This window comes from Geodermatophilus sp. SYSU D00779 (assembly GCF_054050595.1).
The window spans coordinates 17,298-36,358 of the sequence record NZ_JBJGZQ010000017.1 but is presented as its reverse complement, the minus strand read 5'-3'; the positions used below and the strand labels follow the sequence as shown (position 1 = coordinate 36,358).

General features: G+C 72.9%; 13 protein-coding genes. 8 read left to right on the top strand and 5 right to left on the bottom strand.

The annotated features are described in order from the left end of the window. The first annotated feature begins 4 nt into the window (after positions 1 to 4). Entirely contained in the window at positions 5 to 856 is an 852-nt protein-coding gene (locus ACI79G_RS14900) for a hypothetical protein (RefSeq protein ID WP_456881898.1), read from the top strand. A 111-nt stretch (positions 857 to 967) separates the two neighbouring features. Further along, a complete protein-coding gene (locus ACI79G_RS14895; RefSeq protein WP_456881897.1) occupies positions 968 to 2,842 on the top strand; it encodes a DUF262 domain-containing protein in 1,875 nt (624 codons plus the stop codon). Positions 2,843 to 3,123: 281 nt separating this feature from the next. Here ACI79G_RS14895 and ACI79G_RS14890 read toward each other — a convergent pair whose 3' ends face one another. Then, positions 3,124 to 3,699, bottom strand: a complete 576-nt coding sequence (locus tag ACI79G_RS14890) for a dihydrofolate reductase family protein (protein WP_456881896.1) — start codon at positions 3,697 to 3,699, stop codon at positions 3,124 to 3,126. Positions 3,700 to 4,016: 317 nt separating this feature from the next. Between ACI79G_RS14890 and ACI79G_RS14885 the strand changes: the two genes are divergently transcribed. Next, positions 4,017 to 5,639, top strand: a complete 1,623-nt coding sequence (locus ACI79G_RS14885) for a methyl-accepting chemotaxis protein (protein WP_456881895.1) — start codon at positions 4,017 to 4,019, stop codon at positions 5,637 to 5,639. A 45-nt stretch (positions 5,640 to 5,684) separates the two neighbouring features. On the opposite strand, the gene ACI79G_RS14880 is transcribed toward ACI79G_RS14885, so the two are convergent. After that, a complete protein-coding gene (locus ACI79G_RS14880; protein ID WP_456881894.1) occupies positions 5,685 to 7,355 on the bottom strand; it encodes a lytic transglycosylase domain-containing protein in 1,671 nt (556 codons plus the stop codon). Between the two features lie 283 nt (positions 7,356 to 7,638). Between ACI79G_RS14880 and ACI79G_RS14875 the strand changes: the two genes are divergently transcribed. The 3 genes from ACI79G_RS14875 (at position 7,639) to ACI79G_RS14865 (ending at position 10,947) form a co-directional block, all read left to right on the top strand. After that, complete coding sequence (locus ACI79G_RS14875; RefSeq protein WP_456881893.1) at positions 7,639 to 9,036, top strand: sugar porter family MFS transporter; 1,398 nt, start codon at positions 7,639 to 7,641, stop codon at positions 9,034 to 9,036. Between the two features lie 131 nt (positions 9,037 to 9,167). Beyond that, the gene (locus ACI79G_RS14870; RefSeq protein WP_170856897.1) at positions 9,168 to 9,332 is read left to right on the top strand and encodes a hypothetical protein; all 165 of its coding nucleotides are present in this window, start codon (positions 9,168 to 9,170) and stop codon (positions 9,330 to 9,332) included. A 79-nt stretch (positions 9,333 to 9,411) separates the two neighbouring features. Next, on the top strand, positions 9,412 to 10,947 hold the full coding sequence (locus tag ACI79G_RS14865) for an adenylate/guanylate cyclase domain-containing protein (RefSeq protein ID WP_456881892.1): 1,536 nt from the start codon (positions 9,412 to 9,414) through the stop codon (positions 10,945 to 10,947). A gap of 297 nt (positions 10,948 to 11,244) precedes the next feature. Here the strand turns inward: ACI79G_RS14865 and ACI79G_RS14860 are convergent, their stop codons facing one another. Both ACI79G_RS14860 and ACI79G_RS14855 read right to left on the bottom strand, forming a co-directional pair. Further along, a complete protein-coding gene (locus ACI79G_RS14860) occupies positions 11,245 to 12,297 on the bottom strand; it encodes a potassium channel family protein (protein ID WP_456881891.1) in 1,053 nt (350 codons plus the stop codon). A gap of 89 nt (positions 12,298 to 12,386) precedes the next feature. Further along, the gene (locus ACI79G_RS14855; protein ID WP_456881890.1) at positions 12,387 to 14,129 is read right to left on the bottom strand and encodes a class I adenylate-forming enzyme family protein; all 1,743 of its coding nucleotides are present in this window, start codon (positions 14,127 to 14,129) and stop codon (positions 12,387 to 12,389) included. Positions 14,130 to 14,212: 83 nt separating this feature from the next. On the opposite strand from ACI79G_RS14855, the gene ACI79G_RS14850 reads away from it, so the two are divergent. Then, positions 14,213 to 15,064 carry a patatin-like phospholipase family protein gene (locus tag ACI79G_RS14850; protein ID WP_456881889.1) on the top strand — a complete coding sequence of 284 codons (852 nt, stop codon included), beginning with the start codon at positions 14,213 to 14,215 and terminating at the stop codon, positions 15,062 to 15,064. 114 nt (positions 15,065 to 15,178) lie between these two features. After that, complete coding sequence (locus ACI79G_RS14845; protein ID WP_456881888.1) at positions 15,179 to 16,300, top strand: glycerophosphodiester phosphodiesterase; 1,122 nt, start codon at positions 15,179 to 15,181, stop codon at positions 16,298 to 16,300. A gap of 27 nt (positions 16,301 to 16,327) precedes the next feature. Here the strand turns inward: ACI79G_RS14845 and fxsT are convergent, their stop codons facing one another. Further along, positions 16,328 to 19,030 carry an FxSxx-COOH system tetratricopeptide repeat protein gene (gene fxsT / locus ACI79G_RS14840; RefSeq protein ID WP_456881887.1) on the bottom strand — a complete coding sequence of 901 codons (2,703 nt, stop codon included), beginning with the start codon at positions 19,028 to 19,030 and terminating at the stop codon, positions 16,328 to 16,330. Positions 19,031 to 19,061: the final 31 nt, after the last annotated feature.

Genomic DNA, 19,061 nt, shown 5'->3' with positions numbered 1-19,061 from the left:
GCACATGGTTGACCTGGACAGCTGGGACCTGGGCGACGTGCTTGCCATTGTCGAGAGGCCTGATGCCTTTCTGGAGGAAGACCGGTCGTCGTCGGCTGCCTACCTCGTGAAGACGACGGTGAAGGCGACGGTGTCCGCGACGATGAGCTCGAAGATGAGCCCGACGATGAGCGCAGCAGCCGGCGCACTGGTGGTCGTGCCCCTCGTCCTGCTCATGGTGAAGGGGCGTCGTACGGAGGCGCCGCCACCGCATGCGGCGCTGATGTCGGTTGAGGACGCCCGACGCCTGGTGCAGCGCGACCTCCTCTTCTTCCCCGAGGGGGGGCCGAGCGTTGGCCACGTCTACGCCAGGCATCCCCTGCGGCGCCGCGACTACGTGTCGTACGCCGGCTTCCACCGCTTCCTGCTGAACGAGAAGTCAGTCGAGGCCGCCAGGTACTTGCTGTCGCTGGGCGCGCGGGACATCGAAATCACCTGGCGCGAGTCGATCGGCAAGTCGGCGAAGGCTGAAGGGGGTATCGGTCTACCCGACGCTGAGGACGTCTCGCTGACGATGGGGTTCGGTCGCGATGACACCGGCAAGCTCGCCATCCGCATCACCGGCGCGGGTAAGGCGAGGCCAGTACTGGATGACCTGATCTGGCCTGACCGCGATCCGATGTTCAAGCTGATGCGCACCTCGGCCGACGCCGGAGCTGAGGAGTTCCACGTCGGCATCAAGACGGAGCGATCGGCGTCGGTGAACGCCAGTGCAGCCGTAAAGCTGAGGGACCTCGGTTTTAGCCTCGGCGGCGAGTACAAGCGGTACGAAGACCTCGCCTTCACAGTGGACGCGACATTCACCACCAGCACTTGATCCCGAGGCGCGGTACCGGGTTTCACCTGTCTGCCGCCAACTTCCGACAGGTCGTCGGATCGTCGTCGGCCAACCGGTTGCGACAACCGACTCAGAGAGGACGGACGGCTCGTGGCGGCCATCATCACTGACCAGATCGACGGGACCCCCAGGTCAATCAGGCAACTGTTCGCCGGGCGCAAGTATGGTCTGAAGTACTACCAGCGGGAGTACGCCTGGACCGAGACGAATCTCCAGGAGCTTCTCGACGACCTGACCACGCGGTTCCTCGATGAGTACGACCCTGCTCATCAGCGCCGGCAGATCGCGAGCTACAGGCCGTACTTCCTCGGTCCGATCGTCACCGCGAACGAGGAAGGCGTCCTCTTCCTGGTTGACGGGCAGCAGCGCCTGACGACGTTGACCCTGGTGTTGATCTGGCTGCTGAGAAGTACTGGTGATCCTGACGGCGATCTCAGGCCATTGGTCTACTCGACTCAGTTCGGCGAGCAGTCATTCAACATGCAGGTCGACACTCGTGAAGCGGTCATGGGGGCCGTCCTGCGTGGGGACGACTTCGACCCCACCAGCACCGACGACGAGTCGGTGAGAAACATCTGGGCCCGCTACCAGGACCTCGACCGACTGTTCCCCACGGACCTTCGCGAACGCGACCATCTGGCGTACTTCACTGACTGGCTTCTCGAACGCGTCATCGTTGTCGAGATCGCGGCAACCGACTCCGACATGGCCCTCGAGATCTTCGAGACCATGAACGACCGCGGCGCCCGCTTGACCTCGACCGACATGCTCAAGAGCTACCTGCTGGCGCGCCTCTCGCCGGCAGAGGTCGACGCAGCCAACACCCTGTGGCGGCAGCGCATCTCCGAGCTGTCGGACACGGAGAAGACCGCTGACGCGGACTTCCTCAAGGCCTGGCTACGCGCCAAGTACGCGGACACCATTCGTGAGCGGCGCGCCGGGGCGGCACCGCAGGACTGGGACAACATCGGCACCGGCTACCACAAGTGGGTGCGAGATCACGTTGAGCGCGTCGGGCTGAAGTCGGCGAGTGATTTCGCGCGATTCGTCAACCGGGACTTCGACGTGATGAGCCGGCGGTATCGCGAACTCATCACTGCCTCCCAGCAACCGACGCCTGGCTTGGAGCACGTCCACTACGTCGCCGCGACCGGTTTCACGCTGCACCACCCCGTGATCCTTGCGGCCGTGACGCCGGAGGACAACGACTCGGTCTTCCGGGACAAGGCCCGGATGATCAGTGGATACCTCGAGCGGCTTGTGGCCTTGCGGATCGTGAACTACCGCAACTTCGGATACTCGCAGATGGTCTACGCGATGTTTCTCCTCTGCAAAGAAGTCCGGGATCGTGACCTCGACGAGCTCTCCGACGCGCTCGGGGGCAGGCTCCAGCAGGCGGAAGAGTCATTCAATGCCGTGACTAACTTCCGCCTGCATCAGCGCAACGGCAGCTTGGTGCGGTACATGCTGGCCCGGTTGAGCTCCTGGGTGGACGCTCAGTGCAGCACCGGCCACATGTTCTCGGCCTACATGAATCGCAGCGTGAAGAATCCGTACGAAGTCGAGCACATCTGGGCAAACCACCCGGAGAGGCATCCCGAGTTCGCCAACGAGTACCTCTTCGCTGAGGCGCGGAACAGCTTCGGTGGTCTGCTTCTCCTGCCGAAGGACTTCAATGCCAGCTACGGTGACATGCGGTACGAGGACAAGGTCGGGCACTACCTCGGACAGAACCTGCTCGCCCGGTCGCTGCATCCTGGTTGCTACGGCCACAACCCCAGCTTCACGAGGTTCCGCGACAGGCACCAACTGCCCTTCAAGCCGTACCCGGAGCGCTTCACGGCTGAGGACATGGCGGAGCGCCAGGAGTTGTACCGGCAGTTGTGCGAGCTGGTGTGGTCGCCCAGCGAGTTCGGTGTCGTCACCGAGGCAGCATCCAGGGACGCCGGCCATGCGGGCGAATGACCTGCTCGGTGGCTGTCCCCTCGGGTAGGTGCTGATTTCGGCGCGGACGGGTGCGGGGCTGAGGCCCTGTTCGTAGAAACGGCCGCTCCGACCTCGCGGTACGTCGATCTACGAACACCTCCCCCCGAGGTCTTCGCGCATCGTGCGGAGACTCCTCGCCGAAGTGACGAACCGCCCCGGACCGTGAGGTCCGGGGCGGTTCGTCGTCTCGTGCGGTGTCAGACGGCTTGGGGGGGGTGACCCGTGGGTACGGTCGAGCGCGCTGGGGCTGCTGCGCTCGCTCAGCGAGGTCGCGAGTAGTACAGGACGGTGTTGCCGCCCGGGAAGGTCTGCACGTGGTTCAGCTCGAAACGCGTGGGGGCGAACTGCGTCCCGAAGGCCGTCCGGCCGGCCCCTGCCACGACCGGGTAGAGCTTGACGACCAGGCGATCGATCTCGGCGAGGAGTTCACCCGCCAGTTGCCCACCACCGGCGAGGTAGACGTCGAGCCCGGTGTCCTCCCGCTTGAGCGCGCGCACGGCTCCGACGGGGTCGTCGCGCACGATGGTCACGTGGGGGTCCCGCGACTCGAGCGTGCGGGAGACCACGACCTGGCGGAGGTGGGCGTACGGGCTGGTGATGCCGAGCCGGAGGGCGGGGTCGTAGGTGCGCCGGCCCATGACGACGGTGTCGAAGCGCCGGTTGGGCGCCCCGTCGATACCCAGTCCTCGGCGGAAGTGCGTGGGCAGCGCATCGGCGAACTCCGTGGTCATCCACTCCTGGTACGGCTCCGAGGTCGGATAGAAGTCGGTCTGGTCATCGGGCCCGGCGATGAAGCCGTCGAGGGAGACCCCGATGTAGTAGACGAGCTCTCGCACGCGTCTCCTCCCACGGGACTGGGGCCGGCCTGCGGCGCGGTGCGCCCGCCACGCCATCGGCCACGACGATCGCGGACGTGTCCAGGGTCGCTGCACCGCCTCGGCCTGTGAAGGGTCGTCCTGTACCGAGCCACCACCGTCTGTCGGGCCCACCGGTCTCCGGGGCTCCGGTCCGACGTCCGCTGTGGCCTTCGTCCCGTCCGCCGCCCGCCGGCTCGGCTCAACACGGCCGTCGGGCCGGCCGATCGTCCGAACCGGGCGCACCTCGTCCTCGGGGTCACCTGCCCGTTCGGTCCACTGCCTGGAGTCCACCTGTCATGAGTCTGCTCGGTCGTCTGCGCACCGGGCCGCGGCTGTTCGCGGCGTTCCTGACCGTCTTCGCCCTCTCCGCGCTGGCCACCGTCGTGGGCCTGGTCGGTCTCAGCAAGCAGCACGCCGCGGCCGTCGAGGCCGACCACCTGCGCGTCCTGGTCGAGGAGATGGACAAGTCGACCTACTACACGTCCGACATCGGCGCCTACGAGATGGGCGTCGGCATGGACGCCTACTACCTCGGCCCGGTCCAGGCGATCGCGCCGGATGCCCCCAACAGGGCCGGTCTCCTGGCGAGCGTGTCGGCGGCCGAGGAGTTCCTCGCCTCGGTGCACACCGAGTGGATGACGCCGGCCGAGCGGGCCGACTTCGAGGTCCTGCAGGAGAAGTGGCAGGGCTACCTGGCGACCGCCGACCAGCAGGCGGCGATCCTCTCCAGCGGGGCGCCGGACGCCGCGCGTCAGGTCAGCGCCTGGCTCAACGACGGCGAGACCGGCCAGTTCGCGGCGTACCTGGAGCTCACCGAGATCTCCACCAAGATGGTCACCGAGGTGCAGGAGCGGGCCGCGCGGACGGCGGCCGACGCGGCGTCCTCGGCGGAGACCTACCGGACCGCCACGCTCGTCACCCTCAGCATGGCCCTGCTCGCGGCCCTGGCGCTCGCGCGGGCCGTCCAGCTGTCGGTCACCCGCCCGCTGCAGCGCTGCGTCGAGGCACTGCGGGCGCTGGGCCGCAAGGACCTGTCGACCCGGCTCGACCTCCGTTCGCGCGACGAGATGGGCGACATGGCCCGCGCGCTGGACGAGGCGACCGGCGGCATGCGCACGGCGGTCGCCGACATCGACGACGGCGTCCGGACCCTGACCACCGCCTCGACCGGGCTGTCGGAGGTCGCCGTCCGGCTCTCCAGCTCCGCGGCGCAGGTCTCCGACCGCGCCCAGGGCTCGGCCGCCGCCGCGACCGAGGTCACCTCGCACGTGCAGAGCACCGCGAGCGGTGCCGAGGAGATGAGCGCGTCCATCCAGGAGATCGCGGTCAACGCCCAGCAGGCGGCGCAGGTCGCCGCCTCCGCCGTCGAGACGGCGCGCGCCGCGAGCGCGACGGTGACCAAGCTCGGCGGCTCCTCGACCGAGATCGGCAACGTGCTGAAGGTGATCGCCTCGATCGCCGAGCAGACCAACCTGCTGGCGCTGAACGCCACCATCGAGGCGGCCCGCGCGGGCGAGGCCGGCAAGGGCTTCGCCGTCGTCGCCAACGAGGTCAAGGAGCTCGCCCAGGAGACGGCCCGGGCCACCGAGGACATCGCCCGCCGCGTCGAGGCCATCCAGGCCGACACCGGGCAGGCCACGGAGGCGATCACGAGCATCAGCTCGGTCATCGACCGGATCAACGACTACCAGTCGGCGATCGCCGCGGCGGTGGAGGAGCAGACCGCCACGACGCAGGAGATGAGCCGCAGCGTCGCGGAGGTGGCCGGCGGTGCCGCCACCATCTCGACGACCGTGGGCGGGCTGGCCTCCGCGGCGGATGCGGCACAGGGAGAGGCGGCGAGCACGCAGCAGGCGTCCGACGAGCTGGCCTCGCTCGCGCGGCAGCTGCGCGCGCTGGTGAGGCAGTTCACCGTCTGACCGGCGCCCGGCCCGGCTGAGCGGTCCGGCGCGGCGACGCCGAGGTCAGCCGGCGCAGGTCAGCCGGGCGGCGTCGCCGGAGCCGATGACCACGGTGACCCGCTCGACGTCACCCACCTGCGCGGCGCCGGTCAGACCCAGCGCGTCGGCGAGCGCCGCCGCCACCTCGGCCTCGCCCTCCGGGTGCAGGACGCCGGAGGTGGTGGCCTGCGTGGCGCTGACGTCGCCGACCGTGCCGCCCGCCTCCGCCACCCGGGTGCCGACCGCGGTCGACACCGACGGGTCCGCGGAGCCGTCGCGGATGTCGACCGTGCCGAGCGATGCGACCGCCGGGGTCACGCACCCTGGCGTCGTGGCCGGCGGTGTCGTCGACGGTGGGGTCGTCGGCGGTGGGGTGGTGGTCGGCGGTGTCGTGACCGGCGGTGTGCTGGTGGTCGGCGGTGTCGTCGTGACCGGTGGCGTGGTGGTCGGTGGGGTGGTGGTCGGCGGTGTCGTCGTGACCGGTGGCGTGGTGGTCGGTGGGGTGGTGGTCGGTGGGGTGGTGGTCGGCGGCGTCGTCGACGGCGGTGTGCTGGTGGTCGGCGGCGTCGTCGTGACCGGTGGCGTGCTGGTCGGCGGTGGCGTGGTCGGTGGGGTGGTGGTCGGCGGTGTCGTCGTGACCGGTGGGGTCGTGGTCGGCGGCGTCGTCGACGGCGGAGTGGTCGACGGCGTCGTCGGTGGGGTGGGAACCGTCGGCGGCGTCGTGCCCGGCGAGGACGACGTGCCGGGCGGCGACGTCGGCTGGGGGCTCGGCGCCGGCGCGGGGGAGGACGACGGGCTCACGGCCGGCTCCACCGCCGGCGGAGGCCCCGGGTTGGCCGGCGGCTCCGACGGCAGGGGCACCGGGTCGGTCGGCACGGTGGGTGCCGGCGTCCCGGCGTACTGGGCGGCGAGGGTCAGGACCGTCGCCACGTAGCTGTCGGAGTGGTTGTAGGCGAAGACGGCGCGCCGCTGCCCGCTGACGGTGGTGAGGTCCCCACCGGCGGCGCACAGGTACCGCGCGGTCGCGCGAGCGGCGTCCTGGATGTCGAAGGGGTCGCTGTTCCCGTCGCCGTCCCCGTCGCTGGCGTAGCGCGCCCAGGTGGACGGGATGAACTGCATCGGGCCGACGGCGCGGTCGTGGACGGTGTCGCCGTCGAGACGTCCGCCGTCGGTGTCGCGGATCAGCGCCGTGCCGGTCCCGTCCAGCGGGATCCCGATGATCCGGGGCGTCGACCGCCCGTCGGTCTGCAGCACCGCTCCGGCGAAGCGGCCGTGGTTGGACTCGACCCGGCCGATGGCGGCGACCAGCGACCAGCTGATGCCGCAGTCCGCGGGTGCGGCCGCCGCGGCGGAGTCGTAGGCCGCCCGGGCGACCGACGGGATCCCGCCGGCTGCCAGTCCCGACGCGGCCGCCGCCGCGCTCGACGCCGGGGACGCGGACGACGACGCGGGCGAGGCGGGGGACGCTGGCGTGTCCGGAGCGGCGTACGGGGTGGAGGCGGAAGTGCCCGCCGGCTGGGTGGACGTGTCGACGCCGGCCGGCGGCGGGTCCTGCTGGGTGCTCGCGGCCGGCCGACCGGCGTCGGCCACCTGTGAGCTCGCCACCAGGGTGGCGGCGGCGACCACCACGGCCGCGCCCTGCCACAGGCCCGACCCGTGCCGGTGCCTCCGCCCGGGCCTGGACTCCTCCGACATGTGACCGTCCCCCCACGACCTGACCGCTCCTGGCGCAGTCCAGTCTTCCCCGGTTCCCCGTGCCCCGCGCCCGCCAATCCGGGGGGTGGGGGTCGACGTTCCGCCCGCTCGCCCGCCGGACGGCGAGTCGCGGACGACGCGCCGGGGGAGCGGACCGGGCGGTGCCGTGCGCCCCTTGCCCGTCGCCGGGACCGGTCCCTACCGTGCCCCCGACGGGCCGCCGGGACGACGGTTCTGACCTCGTGAAGGACATCCCGATCCCGAGGTGTGAGGGAGCCCCCCGATGAACCCCCTGGTGGTGCGCAGCGCGATCGTGGCGGCCCTGGGCGGCCTGCTGTTCGGCTTCGAGACCGCGGTCATCTCCGGCACCACCGAGGACCTCGAGAGGGTCTACGACATCGGCGGGTTCTGGCTCGGCTTCACCGTCGCGACGGCGCTGCTCGGCACCATCGTGGGCGCGCTGATCGCCGGGAAGCCGGCGGACCGCTACGGCCGCAAGAGGGTGCTGTTCGCGATCGGCGCCCTCTTCGTCATCGGCGCTCTGGGCACCGGCCTGGTCACGAACCTCTGGTTGTTCATGTTCTTCCGGTTCGTCGGAGGCATCGGCGTGGGCGTGGCCTCGGTGGTCGCGCCGATCTACACGGCCGAGGTCGCCCCGCCGAAGTACCGCGGCCGGCTGGTCGGGCTGGTGCAGTTCAACATCGTGCTCGGCATCCTGCTGGCGTACCTGTCCAACTACGTCCTGGCCAGCGCGCTGCCCAGCGACATCGCCTGGCGCTGGATGTTCATGGTCATGGCCCTGCCGGCGGCGGTCTTCTTCCTGCTGCTGTTCACCACCCCGGAGACGCCGCGCTGGCTGTACATGGTGGGGCGCCGCGCGGAGGCCGTGGAGACGATCCACCGGCTCACGAACTCCCGGGACGAGGCGGAGTTCGAGATCCGGGAGATCGAGCAGACGCTCGCCAACGACGCCGAGGCGGCCCGGGCGCCGTTCTTCGTGCGGCAGAACCGCAAGGTCATCCTGCTGGCGGTGGCCATCGCCGCGTTCAACCAGCTGTCGGGGATCAACGCGATCCTCTACTACGCGAACGACATCTTCCGGATGGCCGGCGCCGGCGACAACTCCGCCGCACTGCAGAGCGTCGTCGTCGGGGTGGTCAACCTGGTGACGACGATGGCGGCGCTGACGGTCATCGACAAGATCGGCCGCCGGCGGCTGATGCTCATCGGCTCGATCGGCTACCTGGTCAGCCTGGGCGCGCTGGCGGTGGTGTTCACCGTGTACGACGGGCAGTTCACGGGCGCCTCGAGCGTGATGGTGCTGGCGGCACTGGTGGTCTTCATCGCCGCGCACGCCTTCGGCCAGGGCTCGGTGATCTGGGTCTTCATCTCCGAGATCTTCCCCAACCGGATCCGGGCCCGCGGCCAGTCGCTGGGCAGCCTGACGCACTGGGTGTTCGCGGCGGTCGTGTCCTGGACCTTCCCCGGGATCGCCGCGGCGCTCGGCGGCGGGGCGGCGTTCGCCCTCTTCTTCTTCTGCATGGTCGGTCAGCTCGTCTGGGTGCTGAAGGTGATGCCGGAGACGAAGAACGTGCCGCTGGAGGAGATGGAGCAGAACCTCGGCATCCAGCTCAGCGCCGAGGACGTCGCCGCCGCGCGCTCGGGGCCGAGGGGTCACTGACCGCTCCGCGCGTCCGGGAGGTCCGCGGCGGCGGTGCGCCGTCCACCTCCTCGGGGTGACATCTGCGTTGCACGACTGGATCCCTGCCCCGTCGGTGCCGACCGTCCTGGCAACCGATGGAAGGAGCCGTCATGCGGAACATGGCGTGCAGGGCCGTGGCCCAGGCCTCGCTGGTGGCGACGACGGCCTCGCTGGACGACGAGCAGGCGTGGCCGTTGCTGCTGGTCGCCGGCTGGCTGACCACCGCGGCTGACCTGGTGCAGCAGGCCGACGCCCTGGAGGCCGTCCTCGTCTGAGGCCCCGCCTGCGGGGAGGGGGGCGCGCCTCGTTGACCATGGGGGCCGTGCGCGACCTCCCGGCCCCCGCATCCGGTCCATGAGGGACGTCCCCGCCGCCGCCCGTCGTCTCGACGCGGCGCTCGAGTGGGCGCCGACCGGGCGGCGCGCGGTGCCGGTGCTCGTGGTGCTGGTCGTCGTCGCCAACCTCGTCGGCGTCGGCACCGTCGGGCTGCTGCTGCTCGGCCTGTCCGCCGGCGCGCACGATCCCGCCGGGGGCCGCGCCGTCATCGCGCTGACCGCGCTGGCCTACCTCGCCGTCGCGCTGCCGCTCGGCGTCCTGGTCGGGCTGCGGTGGCAGCGGCCGACCGCGGCCTGGCTCGGCGCCGGCCGCCGTCCCACTCCGGCGGAGGCCGGCCACGCGTTGCGGCTGCCCGTCGACATCGCCCGCGTCGCCGCGGTCACGTGGCTCGGCGGCGCGCTGCTGGTCGGCGTCGTCGGCGCCGTCGTCTCGCCGTTCCCGCTGGTCGGCGTGCGCATCACCCTGGCCGCGCTGCTCGGTGGCGTGGTGGCCGCCGGCGTCAGCTACCTGCTCGCGCTGCGGATGGGGCGCCACGTCACCGCCCGGGCGCTCCAGGCCCACCCGCCCACGGGCGCGCTGGGCCTCGGCGTCCGCCCGCGGCTGCTGCTGACCTGGGGGCTGACCAGCGGCGTCCCCCTGCTCGGTCTGGTCCTGCTGTTCCTCGACCCGAGCAACCCCGAGGGGCCCAACGAGGCCGCGGTCGTCTTCCTCACGGTCGTCGCCCTGCTCGTCGGACTGCTCGCCACCCTGCTGACCGGCCGCTCGGTCGGCGCGCCGCTGCGCGACCTGCGCCGCGCGGTGCAGCGGGTCGGCGCGGGGGGCCACGACGTCCGCGTGCCGGTCGACGACGCCGGCGAGATCGGTCTGCTGCAGGAGGGCGTCAACACGATGGTCGCCGGCCTCGCCGAGCGCGAGCGGCTGCGCGACCTGTTCGGTCGCCACGTGGGGACGACGGTGGCCCAGCAGGCCCTGGTCACCGGCGTCTCGCTCGGCGGCGAGCTGCGGACGGTCGCCGCGCTCTTCGTCGACATCGCCGGCTCCACCTCGCTGGTGCTGCGCGCCGGGCCCGAGCAGATGGTGGGGCTGCTCAACCGCTTCTTCGCCGTGGTCGTGGAGACCGTCGAGAGCGAGGGCGGGCTGGTCAACAAGTTCGAGGGGGACGCCGTCCTGTGCGTCTTCGGCGCTCCCGCCGACCACCCCGACCCGGCCGGTGCGGCCCTGCGCGCGGCCCGGCGGATCGCGGCCGCCGTCCGGGCCGCGGGCGAGCTCGACCTCGGTGTCGGTGTGGCCAGCGGTCAGGTGTGGGCCGGTCAGGTCGGCGCCGCCAGCCGGCTGGAGTACACGGTCATCGGCGACCCGGTGAACGAGGCCGCCCGGCTCACCGACCTGGCCAAGGACGTGCCGGGGCGGGTGGTGGCCAGCGAGGACGCCGTACGCGGCGCGGGCGCAGGGGAGGGGCGGCACTGGGAGCCCGGTGCGGTCGCCGAGCTCCGCGGCCGTCACCGCCCTACACGGACCTGGGTGCTCCGCGCCGACCGACTCCCGGCCGGCTGACCTGCGGCTGCCGCACTCCGGAGTGCCGGACGCCCGACCTCCGACCTCCGACCCCCGACGCTCGACCGCCGACGCCTGACCGCTCCCACATGACCCCCGACGCTCGACCGCCGACGCCTGACCGCCGACGCCTGACCGCCGACGCCTGACCGCTCGTACACGACCCCCGGCGCCCCGCCGGTCCCAACCCCCGTGGGGTCCGCTCAGGGCGCGGGTGCGGGACGGGGCCGCCTCGACTCCGAGGAGCGGGACGCCAGGCGACGGGCCCGGCGAGCCCGACTGCGACGCGCCGGGTCGTCAGCTCGCGGCGAGCTGCTGGCCCGGTGGGTGCGACCGCACGACCACGAGCACGTCCTCGGCCTCCAGCGTGCCGATCAGCGGGTCGTCGAAGCGCAGCGTGCGCCCGCCCCGGGTCACCGAGAGCACGATGTCGCGCAGCTGCCGCGGCCCCAGGCCCACCTCGCCGGCGGTGACCCGGCGCTGCTGGAGGTCGAGGCCCTGGCCGCCGGTGACGAGGTCCTCGACCGTGGCCACGACCCGCGGGGCGTCCGTGGACAGGCCGAGCAGCCGCCCCGAGGTGGCCGAGGTCGTGATGACCGTGTCGGCTCCCGACTGGCGCAGCAGCGCGGCGTTCTCCTCCTCGCGCACCGAGGTGGTGATCGGCACGCTGGGGTTCAGCTGACGCACGGTGAGCGTGATCAGCACAGACGCGTCGTCCCGGTTGGCGGCGACGATCACGGCGCGGGCGCGCTCGACGTGCGCTCGGCGCAGGACGTCGGTGCGGCCGGCGTCGCCGACGATCCCGTGCAGCCCCACCGAGTTGGCCTCGTCGATCGCCCGCGGTTCGGGGTCGACGACGACGATCTGCTCCAGCGGGGTGCCGCTGGCCTGCAAGGAGCGGATGGCGCTGCGGCCCTTGGTGCCGTAGCCGCACACGATGACGTGCTGGCGCACGCGGGACCTCCAGCGGCGGATGCGGAACTCCTCCCGGGAGCGCGCGGTGAGCGCTTCGAGGGTGGTCCCGATGAGGACGATGAGGAACAGCACGCGCAGCGGCGTGATGACGAGCAGGTTGATCAGGCGCGCCTGCTCGGTGACCGGCGTGATGTCGCCGTACCCGGTGGTCGAGAGCGTGACCGTCGCGTAGTACGCGGCGTCGAGCAGCGTGATCTCGCCGAGGTCGTCGAGGTCCCGGTAGCCCTCCCGGTCGAGGTAGACCAGCAGCACCGTGACCACGAAGACGACGACGGCGAAGACGATCCGCCGGGCGACCTGGCGGATCGGCGAGACCTCGACGTGCGCGAGCTGCACGCCGGTGTGTTCGGTGCCCGCCTCGATCTCGCTCGCCACCCGCCGGACGATAGTGAGCCGACCGCGATCCTGCCTGCACCGCCGCCCCGTCCGGGTGAGCGGACGGGGCGGCGGCCGGGGTCCCGGGATCAGCCGCCGGTGACGGCCGCCCGCTCCCGTGCGGCCAGCTCCCGCTTGAGCACCTTGCCGGCGGCCGACACCGGGATCGCGTCGATGAAGACGACGTCGCGCAGCCGCTTGTACGGCGTCACCCTGTCGTTGACCGCGGCCATCACCGACTCGGCGGTCAGCGCGGCGCCGGCGTCGTCGGCCTTGCGGACCACGTAGGCCACTGGCAGCTCCCCGGCCTCCTCGTCCGGCCGGCCCACCACGGCCGCCCCGGCCACCCCGGGCACGCCGAACAGCACCTCCTCCAGCTCGCGCGGGAAGACGTTGTAGCCCTTGTAGAGCAGCATGTCCTTGGTGCGGTCGACGATCGCCAGGTAACCGTCCTCGTCGAGGACGCCGACGTCCCCGGTGTGGAACCAGCCGTCGGGGTCGATCGCCTCGGCGGTCGCCTCCGGCCGGTGCGCGTAGCCGCGCATCACCTGCGGGCCGCGGATGCACACCTCGCCGCGCTCGCCGGGCGGCAGCGGGGCACCGCCGCCGAGCGGCTGGATGCTGATCTCGGTGTCGAAGATCGGCACGCCCACCGTGCCGGGCTTGCGGGTGCCCGACCGGTGCACCGGGTTGCCGGTGGCCTGCATCGTCACCTCGGTGAGCCCGTACCCCTCGCCGATCACGGCGTTGGGCAGCACCTGCTGGAGCCGCTCGATGAGCGTCACGGGCAGCGGCGCGGCTCCGGAGGAGACCCCGCGGACGCCGGACCAGTCGGCCTCGAGGAAGCCCGGCACCTGCAGCAGCGCCACGAACACCGGCGGCGCGCCGCCGATCGAGGTCACCGCGTACCGGACGGCGTCCTCGACGTAGCGCACCGGGTCGAAGCGCATGTGGATCACCGTCATCGTCCCGGCCATCACCATGCCGTTGAGGTAGCCGATCGCGCCCATGGCGTGGAACCACGGCGTGAGGTTGACCAGCCGCCCCTCGCCCAGCGCCGTCGGGTACTCGTCCCGCCCGAGCACCTGCCGCAGGGTCACGTCGCCGGCCTCGTCGAGCTCGGGCACCGATCCCGACGACCAGCAGGCCGACTGCAGCACGTTGGTGACGACGGCGCGGTGCGGCAGCTCGACGCCCTTGCTCACCCCCGTGGTCCCGCCGGTGTAGGCCAGGTGCGCCAGGTCCGCGGCCGGGTCGACGTCGGCGTCGAGGTGCCGGTCGCTTGGGTCGCCGGCGAGCAGGTCGGCGAGGTCGACGTCCCCGGGTTCGAGCTCCAGGCGGGCGCCGAGGTCGAGGGTGTGCGCCTCCCCGGTGACGACGACGGTCTGCACGGGCGTGGCCGCCAGCGCCGACCGCACGAACGGCAGCACCTGGTCCCAGGTGACCAGCACGCGGGCGCCGGCGTCGGTCAGCTGCGCGGCGAGGTCGGCCGCCGGAAGCAACGGGTTGGTGGGGGAGAAGGTCGCCCCGGCGAGCAGCACCCCGTAGTAGACCGCCGGGTACTGGCGGCAGTTCGGGATGTGCACCGCCACGACGTCGCCGCGCCCGACCCCGTGGTCGGCCAGCCAGTTGGCGACGGCGTGCGCCCGGGCGCCCAGCTCGGTGTAGGTCAGCGGGACGTCGTGGTCGACGAACGCCGTGCGGTCGCCCCAGCGGCGCACCGCCGCCCGCAGGATCGAGCCGACCGGGACCGCGGGGTGGTCCAGCGACCGCGGCAGGCCGGGCGGCCAGCTGTGCGCGGTAGGGGTCGGGGCGTCCTGCGTGGCGGTCATGCGGGTCCTTCCTCTCCGGAGGCCCACAGCGTGGCGTACGTCACTACCCGTGTCGAGGACCGACGGTGGGTGAGGATGGCGGGATGAGCGACCAGCGCAGGGCCCTCGTCCTCGGCGGCGGCGGCATCACCGGCATCGCCTGGGAGATCGGCGTGCTCGCCGGTCTGGCCGAGGCCGGCGTCGACCTCACCGGCGCCGACCTCGTGGTGGGCACCTCGGCCGGCTCGGTGGTCGGCGCGCAGCTCACCGGCGGTGCCGACCTGGAGACGCTGTTCGCCCGGCAGCTCGAGCCGCCCACCGGCGAGCAGGCCGCCCGGATGACCCGCTCCGCGCTGCTCCGCTACGGCCTGGCGGCGCTGCGCAGCCGCGGGGACGACGTCGGGTTCCGCCGCCGGATCGGCGCGCTGGCGCTGGCCACCGAGCGGGCCGGCCTGACCCCCACCGAGCAGGAGCGGCTCGACGTGATCGGCTCCCGCCTCGTCAGCCGGGAGTGGCCCGACCGCGACCTGCGCATCACCGCCGTCGACGCCGAGAGCGGCGAGTTCCGCGTCCTCGACCGCACCTGCGGCGTCCCGCTGCCGCAGGCCGTGGCGGCCAGCTGCGCCGTTCCCGGCGTGTACCCGCCGGTCACCATCGACGGCCGCCGCTACGTCGACGGCGGCATGCGCTCGGCGGCCAACGCCGACCTCGCCGAGGGGCACGACCGGGTCGTCGTGCTCGCGCCCATCCCGCGCGGCCTCGGACCGATGGCCAGCGTCGATGCGCAGGTCACCGGGATGGTCGCGCGGGTCGCCGTCGTCTCCCCGGACGACGCCAGCCGCCGTGCGATCGGCCGCAACGTGCTCGACCCGGCCGCCCGCGCGGGATCCGCGCGCGCCGGCCGGGCGCAGGCCGCCGGCGTGGCTGCCGAGGTCATCGAGGTCTGGCAGGGCTGAGGGTCCGGGTCCACCCCCTGTTCGTCCGAGCGCTCACGTCGCGGCCACGTCGCCGGGCTGGGATCGTCCGGGCCGACGGCGAGGGTCGCCGTCCGAGCCCGGGGGAGATGTCCCATGTCACGCGCCCACCGCCGGACCGCGCTGCTCACCGCGTCCGTCCTCGCCGTCCCGCTGTTCCTGACCGGGCCGGCCACCGCCGCCCCACCGCAGCGGGGAACCGAGGACGGCGCCGACGAGCTGCTCGTCATCGGGCACCGCGGTGCCTCGGGCTACCGGCCCGAGCACACGCTGGCCTCCTACGAGCTGGCGGCCCGCATGGGCGCGGACTACATCGAGCCCGACGTCGTGAGCACCCGCGACGGCGTGCTGGTCACCCGCCACGAGAACGAGATCTCCGGGACGACGGACGTCGCCGAGCGGCCCGAGTTCGCCGACCGGCGCACCACCAAGCTGATCGACGGCGTCGAGCTGACGGGCTGGTTCACCGAGGACTTCACGCTGGCCGAGCTGCGCTCGCTGCGTGCGGTGGAGCGGCTGCCCGACGTCCGGGAGGAGAACACCCTCTACGACGGCCTCTACCAGGTGCCGACCCTCGACGAGGTGCTCGAGCTGCGCGAGGAGCTGTCCCGGGAGCTGCGCCGCGAGGTCGGCGTCTACATCGAGACCAAGCACCCGACCTACTTCGACTCCATCGACCTCTCGCTCGAGGAGCCGTTGGTCGAGGACCTCGACGAGGCCGGGCTGGACCGCCGCGACGCGCCGGTGTTCCTGCAGTCGTTCGAGACGGCCAACCTGCGGGAGCTCGACGAGGTGGTCGACGTCCCGCTGGTGCAGCTGCTGTCGGCGACCGGCGCGCCGGCCGACCTGGTGGCCGCCGGTGACCCGCGCACCTACGCCGACCTGTCCACGGCCGAGGGGCTGGCGGACATCGGGGAGTACGCCGACGGCGTCGGCCCGGAGAAGGCCCAGGTCATCCCCCGGGAGGCCGACGGCACCCTCGGCGAGCCGACGTCCTTCGTGGCCGACGCGCACGCCGCGGACCTGCTCGTGCACCCGTACACCTTCCGCAACGAGAACGAGTTCCTCCCCGCCGAGCTGCGCGACCCCGGCGAGGAGCCGGGCGACTACGGCCGGGCGATCGACGAGCAGCTGGTCTTCTGGGGGACCGGCATCGACGGGCTGTTCACCGACAACCCGGACACCGGCGTCGTCTCCCGGGAGCTGTTCACCGACTGAGCCTCGGCGCGCGTCCGCAGGTCCGGTTCACGGCTGAGGATCCGGGCAGTCGGCAGCGGCGTCGTCACCGAGGAGCTGGTCGATGCTGACGGCCTGCGCCAGGTACTGCGCGACCGGGTGTTCGGGGGCGAGCACCCGGCGGCAGCGCTGCAGCGTGTCCTCGCCCAGGGCGCGGGCCGGCTCCACCTCGCCGAGCTGCACCAGGGCGTGGGTCAGCGCGCTCGCCGCCCAGAGGGCGACCAGGTGATCCGGGCCGAACACCCGGCGCGCGCGCCGCAGCGTGTCCTCGCCCAGGGCGCGGGCCGGCTCCACCTCGTCCAGCGCGGCCAGGGCGGCGGTCGTGGAGGCCGCCGCCCACAGGGTCACCAGGTGGTCCGGGGGGAATGCCCTGCGGCAGCGCTGCAGCGTGTCCTCGCCGAGGGCGCGGGCCGCCTCCGCCTCACCGAACTGGGTCAGCGCCGAGGTCAGGACGGTAGCCGCCCACAGCGTGAGCACGTGGTCCGGGCCGAGCACCCGGCGGCAGCGCCCGAGCGCGTCGTGGCCCAGGGCGCGGGCCGGCTCCGCCTCGCCGAGCTGGGTCAGCGCCGAGCTGAGAGCAGTCGCCGCCGTCAGGGTGGTGGCGTGATCCGGGCCGAGCACCCGGCGGGCGCGCGCCAGCGTGTCCTCGCCCAGGGCGCGGGCCGGTTCGGCCTCCCCCAGCTGGTCCAGCGCGAGGGTGAGGACGTTGGCCGCCCCGAGACTGGTGACGACATCCGGGCCGAGCACCCGGCGGGCGCGCCGCAGCGTGTCCTCGCCCAGGGCGCGGGCCGGTCCCGCCTTCCCCAGCTGGACCAGGGCGATCGTGAGGGCGGTCGCTGCCTTCAGGGTGGTCGGGTGGTCCGGTCCGAGCACCCAGCGGCAGCGCTGCAGCGTGTCCTCGCCCAGGGCGCGGCTCGCCTCCGCCTCGCTCAGCCCGAACAGGGCGAGGGTGAGAGTGATCGCCCCGGCCAGTGTGTCGGGGTGGTCGGCGCCGAGGACCGCCCGCCAGCGGTCGAGCCCCTGCTCGCCCACGCACCGGCTGCCGTGGACGTCGCCGCGGGCCAGCAGGTAGCGGATGGTGTCCAGGACCACCTGCCGACCTGCGGCGGAGTGGTCCCCCACAGGGGCGGTGGCGAGCACGTGCGGAGCCAGCGCGGCGTAGCCGGCCCAACCGGCCGGGTCCTCCGGGTCGTCGGGGGCGGCCGCGGCCAGCAGCGCCACCACCCGCTCGGCGGTGGCCTGCTGGCGATCGGCGGGTAGCTGGTGGCGGATGACCGCCTGCACGAGCCGGTGCAGCTGGAAGGCGTCGGGGAAGCGGCGGATCAGCGAGTAGCCGACCAGGGTGCCCACGGTGTCGGCGAGGGCGTCGGGGTCGGCGGCGACGGTGCGCAGCGGCTCGTCGAGCAGCTCGGCGTGCTCGCCGAACAGGGCCAGGGGGATGGGCTCGGGCGCGAGGAAGGCGGCCAGCTCCAACAGCTGGACGGCGGCCGGTTCCGCGCTGCGCAGCCGTTCCAGGGACAGCGCCCAGGTGGTGTCGATCCGGCCGGCGTAGCCGACCACCTCCCCGCGGGACAGCAGGCCAGCGCGGCGGGCGCGGAACCGGCGCAGGTAGTCCCCCACGGGTAGATCGGTCTGCTCCAGGTAGCCGGCGGCCTGCGCCGCGGCCAACGGCAGGTCGCCCAGCTCGGCGGCGAGCTTGTCGGCCAGCTCCTCGCCCAGGGCCGGGATCCGCGCGCGCAGCAGCGTGATCGTCTCGGCCCGGGTCAGCACGTCGACCTCCAGCCGCCCGCCCAGCGCACCCCAGCCGGGAGAGCGGGAGGTGATCAGCACGTGCCCGCCGCCACCGGGCCGGTGGTCGGCGATGTCGCCGGGCCGCTCGGCGTTGTCGAAGACCAGCAGCCAGCGGTCGCGGCCGCGCAGCTCTGCGAGGAGGCGTTCGGCGGTATCGGTCACCGTCGGCCCGGGAGCGAGGTCCAGCCGGGCCGCGAGGGCGGCCAGCTGGTCGGGGATCAGCACCGGCTGCTCGGCGTCGACCCACCAGACGAGGTCGTAGTCGGCGGCGAACCGGTGCGCGTACTCCAGCGCCAGCTGGGTCTTGCCCACCCCGCCGAGGCCGTACAGGGCCTGCACCGCCAGCGTGCCCTCACCGTCGTGCAGCCGCCGGCGCAGCTCGGTGAGCAGGCTGTCCCGGCCGGTGAACCGGGGATTGCGCGGCGGCACCTTCCACACTGCCGGCAGGGTGCCGGCGAATCCCGGCTTGGCCGTCGATGCGGGTCCCGCTCGGGGGAACGGCGGCGCGCTGGTGGGACGGGTCCTCGCCAGCCGGGTCCGCAGCCGGGTTGCGGCCGCGGCCTCGTCCAGGCCGGTCAGGTCGAGGTGGACCAGCGGCGCGTAGAGCCGGGGCAGGGTCACCGGTTCGACCAGCACGGGCACGATCCGCCCCTGCGCCGCCGCGGACCCTGCGAACGCCGCGCGCAACTCCGCGCCGCCGAACACGGAGGAGAAGTAGGCCTCGGTGCACACCGCCAGCAGCCGGTCCGCGCGCTCCAGCGCCGCCTCCATCCGGGCCACGAAGTCCTCACCCGGAGCCCAGTCCCACACGTCCAGCTCGACGGTGTAGCCCGCCTGCTGCAGCTGCCAGGCCAGCCACTCGGCCCACGCGGTGTCCCGGCCGGCGTGGCTGATGAAGAAATCGGTCCCCCGACCGCTCACGCACCAGCCCTACACCCATCACCCGCCGTAC